8 protein-coding genes and 1 pseudogene are annotated in these 9,531 nt (G+C 74.0%); 8 read left to right on the top strand and 1 reads right to left on the bottom strand.

Features of this window, described 5'->3' with window-relative positions; translation table 11 throughout:
- The 3 genes and pseudogenes from FHL79_RS25325 to FHL79_RS24120 form a co-directional block, all read left to right on the top strand.
- Positions 1-228 (top strand): annotated as a pseudogene (locus FHL79_RS25325) (hypothetical protein); the annotation flags it as partial.
- Positions 229-302: 74 nt separating this feature from the next.
- Positions 303-1,481: a dual-specificity RNA methyltransferase RlmN gene (gene rlmN, locus FHL79_RS24125; protein ID WP_138761090.1), complete on the top strand. Its 1,179-nt coding sequence runs from the start codon at positions 303-305 to the stop codon at positions 1,479-1,481.
- Complete coding sequence (locus FHL79_RS24120) at positions 1,478-2,200, top strand: VIT1/CCC1 transporter family protein (protein WP_138761089.1); 723 nt, start codon at positions 1,478-1,480, stop codon at positions 2,198-2,200. Before rlmN ends, FHL79_RS24120 begins: the two co-directional genes overlap by 4 nt.
- A gap of 65 nt (positions 2,201-2,265) precedes the next feature.
- Here the strand turns inward: FHL79_RS24120 and FHL79_RS24115 are convergent, their stop codons facing one another.
- Entirely contained in the window at positions 2,266-2,586 is a 321-nt protein-coding gene (locus tag FHL79_RS24115) for a DUF2631 domain-containing protein (RefSeq protein ID WP_138761088.1), read from the bottom strand.
- An 86-nt stretch (positions 2,587-2,672) separates the two neighbouring features.
- Between FHL79_RS24115 and dxr the strand changes: the two genes are divergently transcribed.
- From dxr to FHL79_RS24090, 5 genes are all read left to right on the top strand, one after another.
- On the top strand, positions 2,673-3,869 hold the full coding sequence (dxr, locus tag FHL79_RS24110; protein ID WP_138761087.1) for a 1-deoxy-D-xylulose-5-phosphate reductoisomerase: 1,197 nt from the start codon (positions 2,673-2,675) through the stop codon (positions 3,867-3,869).
- A gap of 1 nt (position 3,870) precedes the next feature.
- Positions 3,871-5,220: a M50 family metallopeptidase gene (locus FHL79_RS24105; RefSeq protein ID WP_138761086.1), complete on the top strand. Its 1,350-nt coding sequence runs from the start codon at positions 3,871-3,873 to the stop codon at positions 5,218-5,220.
- A 94-nt stretch (positions 5,221-5,314) separates the two neighbouring features.
- Positions 5,315-6,469, top strand: coding sequence for a flavodoxin-dependent (E)-4-hydroxy-3-methylbut-2-enyl-diphosphate synthase (gene ispG, locus FHL79_RS24100; RefSeq protein ID WP_138761085.1), 1,155 nt, complete (start codon positions 5,315-5,317; stop codon positions 6,467-6,469).
- 37 nt (positions 6,470-6,506) lie between these two features.
- A complete protein-coding gene (locus FHL79_RS24095) occupies positions 6,507-7,358 on the top strand; it encodes a GNAT family N-acetyltransferase (RefSeq protein WP_138761084.1) in 852 nt (283 codons plus the stop codon).
- Positions 7,359-7,485: 127 nt separating this feature from the next.
- Complete coding sequence (locus FHL79_RS24090; RefSeq protein ID WP_246081186.1) at positions 7,486-9,417, top strand: penicillin-binding transpeptidase domain-containing protein; 1,932 nt, start codon at positions 7,486-7,488, stop codon at positions 9,415-9,417.
- The last annotated feature ends 114 nt before the right edge of the window (positions 9,418-9,531 follow it).

The raw sequence follows: 9,531 nt of genomic DNA, 5'->3' as shown, positions 1-9,531 counted from the left end.
ACCCCGACCGAGACGGCGACGCCGACGCCCACCGAGACCCCGACCCCGACCGACGACGCGCCGGTCGAGGAGCCGGACTGCCCGGTCCCCGGCGTCGGGGAGGGCGCGGGCGGCGCCCCGGCCGCCGGGGCAGCGGCCTGCGACGAGGGCCCCGGCACCGGCGACGGCGACCTGCCGGTCGTCACGGAGGACCCGGCGACCACGCTGCTCGGCGTCCGGGTCGGCTGACCGCTGCTCCGGGAGGCAGGTCACTCCCGGCGACCCGGCCACGGGCGCCCGGGAGTGGGAGCATGGAGGACGCCATGACTGCCCTGCCCCTCGTCTTCGACGCCCCGCGCCGCACCAAGCCGCCCCGCCACCTCGCCGACCTCAGCCGGGACGAGGCGCGGGCGGCGGTGACCGAGCTCGGCCAGCCGGCGTTCCGCGCCGACCAGCTGGCCCGGCACTTCTACGCCGGCGTCACCGACCCGGCGCAGATGACCGACGTCCCGGCCGCCGTCCGGGAGGACCTCGCGGCGGCGCTGCTGCCCGGGTTGCTGACCCCGGTGCGGCACCAGTCCGCCGACGGGGGACGCACCCGGAAGACCCTGTGGCGGCTGCACGACGGCGCCCTGGTCGAGAGCGTGCTGATGCGCTACCCCGAGCGCGCCACCGTCTGCATCTCCAGCCAGGCCGGCTGCGGCATGGCCTGCCCGTTCTGCGCGACCGGGCAGAGCGGTCTGACCCGCAACCTCTCGGCCGCCGAGATCATCGGCCAGGCGGTCGCCGCCGCGGCGGCGATGGCGAACGGCGAGATCCCCGGGGGCCCGGGCCGGCTGTCCAACGTCGTCTTCATGGGCATGGGCGAGCCGCTGGCGAACTACGCCCGGGTCCGCAAGACGCTGGACGCCCTGCTGACCCCCGCCCCGCACGGGCTGGGGCTCGCGCAGCGCTCGGTGACCGTGTCGACCGTCGGGCTGGTCCCGGCGATCCGCAAGCTCACCGAGGAGGGGCTCAACGTCACCCTCGCGGTGAGCCTGCACGCCCCCGACGACGAGCTGCGCGACACCCTGGTGCCGATCAACACCCGCTGGAACGTCGGCGAGGTGCTCGAGGCGGCCGACGCCTACGCCCGCCGCACCGGGCGGCGCTACTCCATCGAGTACGCGCTGATCCGCGACGTCAACGACCAGCCGTTCCGCGCCGACCTGCTGGGCAGGCTGCTGGCCAAGCGGCTCGCCCACGTGAACCTGATCCCGCTCAACCCGACCCCGGGCAGCCAGTGGGACGCCAGCCCGCTCCCCGCGCAGCGGGAGTTCGTCGCCCGGCTCCGGGCGGCCGGTGTACCGACCACGGTCCGCGACACCCGCGGCTCGGACATCGACGGTGCCTGCGGCCAGCTCGCAGCTGCCGACCAGGTGGACGGCGTGCCCAGCGTCGCCGTCCCGGTACCGGCGGTCGAGGAGGGCGTGGCCCTGGGGGCCGAGTCGGACCAGGGATGACCGGGCCGGGGGAGCAGCTGGAGCGGGCTGAGGCCCATCCGCACACGCACTCCGACGTCGCCGGCGGCTGGCTGCGGGCCGCGGTCTTCGGTGCGATGGACGGGCTGGTCACCAACACGGCGCTGGTCGCCGGTGTCGGTGGTGCCGGGGCGACTCCGCACGCGGTCGTCCTCTCCGGCGTCGCCGGGCTCGCCGCCGGTGCCATCTCGATGGCGCTGGGCGAGTACACCTCGGTGAGCACGCAGAACGAGCAGCTGGACCTCGAGGTCGCCAAGGAGCGCCGCGAGCTGGCCGTGAACCCGGTGGGAGAGCAGGCCGAGCTGGCCCAGCTGTGGCGCGACCGCGGACTGGAGCCCGAGCTGGCCGACGCGGTGGCCGAGCAGCTGTCCCGCGACCCGGAGCAGGCGCTGCGGGTGCACGCGCTCAACGAGCTGGGGCTGGACCCTGACGAGAAGCCCTCGCCGATGACGGCGGCGGTCTCCTCGTTCCTGTGCTTCGCCGTGGGCGCGCTCATCCCGCTGCTGCCCTACCTGCTCGGCGCCCCGCGGCTGTGGCTGGCGCTGCTGTGCGGCGGTGCAGGCCTGGTCGTGGCCGGCGCCCTCTCGGCCCGGTTCACCCCCCGGCCGTGGTGGTCGGCCGGTCTGCGCCAGCTGCTGTTCGGTGCGATCGCCGCCGGCGCGACCTATCTGATCGGCACCGCCATCGGAACCGCAGGCTGACTGGTCGGCCTCGCTGGAGGGGCCCGCGGGAGCCTGCGAGTCGTGGGGACAGCGAGGTCCTTCGTCTACCGGGAGCGCCAGGCGTTCTTCCGGCGGCGGCTGTCCCAGATGAGCGAGATGGCGATGACGAGCGCGGAGCCGATCAGCCAGAGGTTCTCCACCTGGCCACGGTGGTTGCCGAAGATCAGCGTCAGCAGGAGGACGATCATGGCGTAGCCGGCGATCCGGCCGGCCTTGCCCGACTCGCCGTGCCAGCCCCAGTCCTCCGGGCGCTCGTGCGTGATCGGCGTCTCGCCGGCCCGGACGATGCCCTCCTCACGGGTGGACTGCTCGATCACCCTGGCGCTGGTCTGGTTGCCCTGGCCGCGGCCGCTCGCGTCGCTCACCAGCCCATGATGACAGGCCCGCGCGCAGGGCACCGCGCGACCCGGCCACGGGTTCCCTCGGAGGTCGTCTGGGAGAGGATGTCCCGGTGAGCGAGCCGCGCGAGGTCACCGTGCTGGGGTCGACCGGGTCGATCGGGCGGCAGGCGATCGCCGTCGCCCGGCAGAACCCGGGGCGGCTGCAGGTCACCGGGTTGGCGGCCGGGGGCGGTGACGTCGCGCTGCTGGCCGAGCAGGCGCTGAGCCTCGGCGTCCGGACGGTCGCCGTCGCCCGGGCCACCGCCGCGCAGGACCTGCAGCTGGCGTTCTACGCCGCCGCCCAGCAGCGCGGCTGGGCGCAGGGCAACTACACGCTGCCGGAGATCCTGGCCGGCCCGCGCGCCGCCGAGGAGCTCGCCGCCCGTCCGGCCGACGTCGTCCTCAACGGCATCACCGGGTCGATCGGCCTGGGCCCGACGCTGTCGGCGCTGCGGGCCGGGCGCACCGTGGCGCTGGCCAACAAGGAGTCGCTGGTCGCCGGCGGTGACCTCGTGAAGCAGGCCGCCGCACCCGGCCAGCTGGTGCCGGTGGACTCCGAGCACTCCGCGCTGGCCCAGTGCCTGCGGGGCGGGACCCGCGGCGAGGTGGCCCGGCTGGTGCTCACCGCCAGCGGCGGCCCGTTCCGCGGCCGCTCCGCCGCCGAGCTCGCCGGGGTCACCCGCGACCAGGCGCTGGCCCACCCCACCTGGGACATGGGGCCGGTGGTCACGATCAACTCGGCCACCCTGGTCAACAAGGGCCTGGAGCTGATCGAGGCCCACCTGTTCTTCGACGTGCCCTACGCCGACATCGACGTCGTGGTGCACCCGCAGTCGATCGTGCACTCGATGGTGACCTTCACCGACGGGGCCACCATCGCCCAGGCCAGCCCACCGGACATGCGGCTGCCGATCGCGCTGGCCCTGGCCTGGCCCGACCGCCTCCCGGAGGTGCAGCCGGCGCTGGACTGGTCGCAGGCGAGCACCTGGGAGTTCATGCCGCTGGACTCCGCGGTGTTCCCGGCGGTGCGCCTCGCCCGGCAGGCGGGGGAGGCCGGCGGCGTCGTCCCGGCCGTGTTCAACGCGGCCAACGAGGAGGCGGTCGCCGCATTCGCCGGGGGACACCTGGCGTTCACAGCCATCGTGCAGGTCATCGCGCGTACCTTGGACGCCGCGCCGGACCTCGGCGCACCCACCTGCGTCGAGGACGTGCTGGCCGCTGAGAAGTGGGCCCGGGAGCACGCCCGCGTCGCCATCGCCGGAGGCTGAGCTGAGCGGGTTCCTCCTGACGGTCCTCGGGATCGTCGCCTTCGCCGTCGGACTGCTGTTCAGCATCGGCTTCCACGAGTTCGGCCACTTCTTCTGGGCCCGGAAGTTCGGCATGCGGGTGCCGCAGTTCTTCGTCGGCTTCGGGCCGACGGTGTTCTCCCGCCGCTCCGGCGAGACCGAGTTCGGCATCAAGGCCGTGCCGCTGGGCGGCTACATCCGCATCGTCGGGATGATCCCGCCGGCCGAGGCGGGCGAGAGCAAGCGCGCCACCCGGATGCGCAGCTTCATCGCCGAGGTCCGCGGCCAGGCGCTCAACGACGTGCTGCCCACCGACGGCGACCGGGTCTTCTACCGCAAGCCCTGGTGGCAGCGGGTCATCGTGATGTTCGCCGGGCCCTTCCACAACCTGCTGCTCGCGGTCGTGTTCTTCACCGTCGTCCTGGTCGGCTTCGGCATCCCGGGCACGACGACCACCATCGGCTCGATCCCCGAGTGCGTGCTGCCGGCCACGTCGACCTCCACGACCTGCCCCGACGACGCGGACCCCTCACCGGCCGCCGCGGCCGGGCTGCGGGCCGGCGACACGATCGTGGCGGTCGACGGCCGGCCGGTGTCCCCGGTGGCCGACACCGGCCGGGGCGACGCGGTGACCGGCTGGTCGCAGGTCCAGGCCGCGATCCGGGACAGCATCGGCACCCCCGTCGTCCTCACCGTCGAGCGGGACTCCGACGGCGCCACCCGGCAGCTGGACCTGACCCTCACCCCGATCGCCAACAGCGTCTACGTCGACGACGACGACGACGGCGAGGTCGACGGGACGAGGACGGTCGGCTTCATCGGGGTCAGCGCGGCGCAGACCTACGTGCAGCAGCCGATCACCGCGGTCCCCGGCTTCCTGGGCGACACGCTCGCCCGGTCGGTGGACAAGCTCGTGGAGATCCCGCAGCGGGTGCCCCAGCTGTTCCGGGCGACGTTCCTGGGCGAGGAGCGCGACCCCCAGGGGCCGATCGGCGTGGTCGGCGTCAGCCGCATCTCCGGTGAGGTGTTCGCCTACGACAGGTTCACCACCACGGAGAAGATCAGCACCTTCTTCTCGCTGCTGGCGGGGATGAACCTGGTGCTCTTCCTGTTCAACCTCGTGCCGATCTACCCGCTGGACGGCGGGCACGTCGCCGGGGCGCTGTACGAGAAGGCGCGCTCCACCGTGGCCCGGCTGCGCGGCCGGCCCGACCCCGGCCCGTTCGACATCGCCCGGCTGATGCCGGTCGCCTACGTCGTCGCCGGCTTGTTCCTGGTGCTCAGCGGCATGCTGTTCATCGCCGACATCGTCAACCCGATCACCTTGCAGTAGTGGGAGACTCAGTTCCTGTGAGCGAGCTTGCGAGCGAACCAATGAACACAGCACCTGCGGTCGCGTGGTCGCCGAACGTCAGCGAGGTGGCCGCGTGACCGTCGCTCTGGGCATGCCCGCCTCTCCGCCGCCCGTCCTCGCGCCCCGCCGGAAGACCCGCCAGTTGGACGTCGGTGGCGTCGGGGTCGGCAGCGACTCCCCGGTGAGCGTGCAGTCGATGTGCACCACCAAGACCGCCGACATCAACGCCACGCTGCAGCAGATCGCCGAGCTGACCGCGTCGGGCTGCCAGATCGTGCGGGTCGCGGTGCCCGACACCGACGACGCCGACGCGCTGCCGATCATCGCGAAGAAGTCGCAGATCCCGGTCATCGCCGACATCCACTTCCAGCCGCGCTACGTCTTCGCCGCGATCGACGCCGGCTGTGCCGCCGTCCGGGTCAACCCGGGCAACATCAAGAAGTTCGACGACAAGGTCGGTGAGATCGCCCGCGCCGCCAAGTACGCCGGTACCCCCATCCGGATCGGCGTCAACGCCGGCTCGCTGGACCGCCGGCTGCTGGCCAAGTACGGCAAGGCGACACCCGAGGCGCTGGTCGAGTCCGCGCTCTGGGAGTGCTCGCTGTTCGAGGAGCACGACTTCCGCGACATCAAGATCTCGGTCAAGCACAACGACCCGGTGGTCATGGTCCGTGCCTACGAGCTGCTGGCCGCCCAGTGCGACTACCCGCTGCACCTGGGCGTCACCGAGGCCGGTCCGGCGTTCCAGGGCACGATCAAGTCCGCGGTGGCCTTCGGTGCGCTGCTGTCCCAGGGCATCGGCGACACCATCCGGGTCTCCCTCTCCGCCCCGCCGGTGGAGGAGGTCAAGGTCGGCAACCAGATCCTCGAGTCGCTGAACCTGCGCCAGCGCGGCCTGGAGATCGTCAGCTGCCCGTCGTGCGGCCGCGCCCAGGTCGACGTCTACACGCTGGCGAACGAGGTGACCGCAGGCCTGGAGGGCATGGAGGTCCCGCTGCGGGTGGCCGTCATGGGCTGCGTCGTCAACGGTCCCGGCGAGGCCCGGGAGGCCGACCTCGGGGTCGCCTCCGGCAACGGCAAGGGGCAGATCTTCGTCAAGGGCGAGGTCGTCAAGACCGTGCCGGAGTCGCTGATCGTGGAGACGCTGATCGAGGAGGCCATGCGCATCGCGGCCGACCAGGTCGCCGCCGGTACGCCCTCGGGCGCACCGGTCGTCACCGTCTCCTGACCCGGACCGGACTGGTCGAGGCGAGTCGGGAGCCGGCGTGCTGCGATCTGTCCAGGCCCGGGTCCTGGGCGCTGCCGACGAGGCGGCGGTCCGGGACCTGCTCGCCCTCGACCCGGTGGGCACCTGCATGCTCGCCGGCCGCATCGAGACCCACGGCACCGCCGTGGCGACCCTCGGTGCGCCGCTGTGGGGGCTGTGGTCCGGGAGCCGGCTGGACGCGGTCTGCCTGGCCGGCGCCAACCTGATCCCGTTCGCCCGGCCCGGCGCGGAGCACGCGGCCGCAGGGGCCTTCGCCGAGCGGGCGCGCCGGGCCGGGCGCCGCTGCTCGACGATCGTCGGGCCGGCGTCGTCGGTGCTGCCGCTGTGGGAGCTGCTCGCGCCGGTGTGGGGCCCCGCCCGGGAGGTGCGCGCCCGCCAGCCGCTGCTGGCCATCGACGGGCCGCCCACGGTGCCGGTCGAGCCGCGGGTCCGGCCGGTGCTGCCCGGCGAGCTGGACACCCTGCTGCCGGCCGCGGTCGCGATGTTCACCGAGGAGGTGGGGGTCAGCCCGACCCGGGTCGACGGCGGCGCGGCCTACCGGGCGCGGGTCGCGGAGCTGGTGCGGGCCGGGCAGTCGCTGGCCTGGATCGAGGACGGCCAGGTGCTGTTCAAGGCCGACGTCGGCGCGGTCTCCCGCGCGGCCTGCCAGCTGCAGGGCGTCTGGGTGGCGCCGCAGTTCCGTGGGCAGGGCATCGGCCAGCGGGGGACGGCAGCGGTGGTCGAGTACGCCCGGACCGCCATCGCGCCGGTCGTGAGCCTCTACGTCAACGACTACAACCGTGCTGCGCGGGCCGCCTACGACCGGGTCGGCTTCCGGCAGGTCGGCACCTACTCGTCCGTCCTCTTCTGAAGGAGGACCTCCTCGCCCCCCGACGAGGGGGCCGTTCCAGCACGTCACCGCCTCCCACCAGCCCCACGCGCCTCGCCGGTCCGGCGCGGGTTCCGGCTCCGTGCCGGTCATCTGCGAGGGTGGGGAGGTGCGCAGCAACTCGGGATCGGGGACGTGGAGCGGGGCCGCCCGCAGGGGGACGACGGCGGGCGGGATCGCGGTGGTGCTGCTCGCGCCCCTGCTGGCCGGCTGCTCGTCGGACCCGAGCGACGACGTCCGTGCGGCCGCCCAGGCCTTCCTCGACGACTGGACCGCGGGCAAGACCGACGCGGCGGCCGGGCTGACCACCGACGCCGCAGCCACCACGACGCTGCTCGACCAGACCGCCACCGACCTCCCGGACGCGACGCTCGCCGCCGACCTGGGCGACGTGGCGGTGGACGACGGCACCGCGACGGTCGCCTGGCGGGCCACCTGGGACCTCGCCGCGTCCCCCGACTGGAGCTACCCGGCCAGCCTGTCCCTGACCGAGGCCGACGACGGCTGGCAGGTCGTCTCGGCGCCCACCGTCGTGCACCCGCAGCTGGGGGAGGGGCAGCACCTGGTGCTGAGCCGGTCGCTCGCCGAGCGGGCGCCGATCACCGATGCCACCGGAGCCTCGCTGTTCACCGAGACCGAGGTCGTCAACGTCGGGGTGGACAAGTCCCAGGTCACCGACCTGCCCGCGCTGGCCGGTGGCCTGGCCGCGGCGACCGGCGTCTCCGCCGAGGAGATCACCGCCGACGTCACCGCCGCCCCGGACGGCCAGTTCGTCCCGGTCATCACCCTGCGCCGGCCGGACTTCGAGGCGATCCGGGCCCAGGTCTTCGACCTGCCCGGTGCGGTCTTCCCGACCAGCACCCGGCTGCTGGCACCCAGCTCGCGCTTCGGGCTGGCGCTGCTCGGCCGGGTCGGGGACGCCACGCAGGAGGTCATCGACGAGACCACCGGCGAGGACGACAAGCCGCAGTACGCCGCCGGGGACGACCTCGGGCTCTCCGGTCTGCAGCGCGCCTACCAGGCCCAGCTGGCCGGGACCCCGGGCTTCACGATCAGCGTCGCGAGCAGCGACGAGACCGTCGAGGACGCCGGCGAGGTCGTCGACACCGTCGCCCCGGTGCCCGGCACACCGGTCCAGACGCCGCTGGTGCCCGCGCTGCAGAACGCCGCGGACGCCGCCGTCGCCGGCCAGCCGCTCGCCACCCACCTGGTCGTGGTGCGGCCGGGCACCGGGGAGGTGCTGGCGGTCAGCTCCAACGAGGCGGCCAACCCGGCCAACGCGCTGTCCGGGCAGTTCCCGCCCGGCTCGAGCATGAAGACGATGACCGCGACGGCGCTGCTGGCCGCCGGCGCCCTCACCCCCGCCTCCCCGGTGCCCTGCCCCGGGACGACGACGGTCGAGGGCCGCGAGTTCGAGAACGAGGACCAGTTCGACCTGGGCACCGTGCCGCTCACCGAGGCCTTCGCCGAGTCCTGCAACACCACCTTCATCCAGCAGGGGCTGACGCTGCCCGACGACGCGCTGGCGGACGCGGCGGCCTCCTACGGGGTCGGCAGCGACTGGCAGCTGCCGGTCGGCGTCTTCAGCGGTGACGTGCCGGCGGACGCGACGGGCACCACGAAGGCCGCCGACCAGATCGGCCAGGGGCAGGTGCTGATGAGCCCCGCGCAGATGGCGCTGGTCGCCGCCGGCATCGCCAGCGGCACCCCCGCCGCGCCGGTCGAGGTCGTCGGCGCCACCCCCGCCGGCAGCGCGCCGACCGGACCGGCCCCGGCCGTGCTGGACCAGCTCCGGCCGATGATGCGGCAGGTGGTGCTCACCGGCACGGCCACGGCGCTCACCGACCGCGGCGACGTCTACGGCAAGACCGGCACCGCCGAGTTCGGGGACCAGACCCCCCCGGACTCGCACGGCTGGTTCGTCGGCTACCAGCTGGGCGGACCGCAGGGCGACATCGCCTTCGCCGTCCTGGTGGAGGCCGGGCAGTCCAGCAGCGTGGCGGTCGGCGTCACCGACGCGTTCCTCGGCGCCCTGGGCTGACGGCGCCGCTGCGGGGCCCCGCCGTCCTGGCTCAGCTCCCGTGCTCCTGGCTCACCGCACCTGGTGAGCCAGGAGCACGGACGATCAAGTGAGCTGATCCCGGGGCGAGTGAGC

Source organism: Modestobacter altitudinis (assembly GCF_005930475.1).
Taxonomy (GTDB): Bacteria; Actinomycetota; Actinomycetes; order Mycobacteriales; family Geodermatophilaceae; genus Modestobacter; species Modestobacter altitudinis.
This window is presented reverse-complemented; position numbering and strand designations above follow the sequence as displayed.

Excerpts from the sequence above, each read along its gene's own strand:
- rlmN (WP_138761090.1), top strand. The coding sequence starts at position 303 with ATGACTGCCCTGCCCCTCGTCTTCGACGCCCCGCGCCGCACCAAGCCG.
- FHL79_RS24120 (WP_138761089.1), top strand. The coding sequence starts at position 1,478 with ATGACCGGGCCGGGGGAGCAGCTGGAGCGGGCTGAGGCCCATCCGCAC.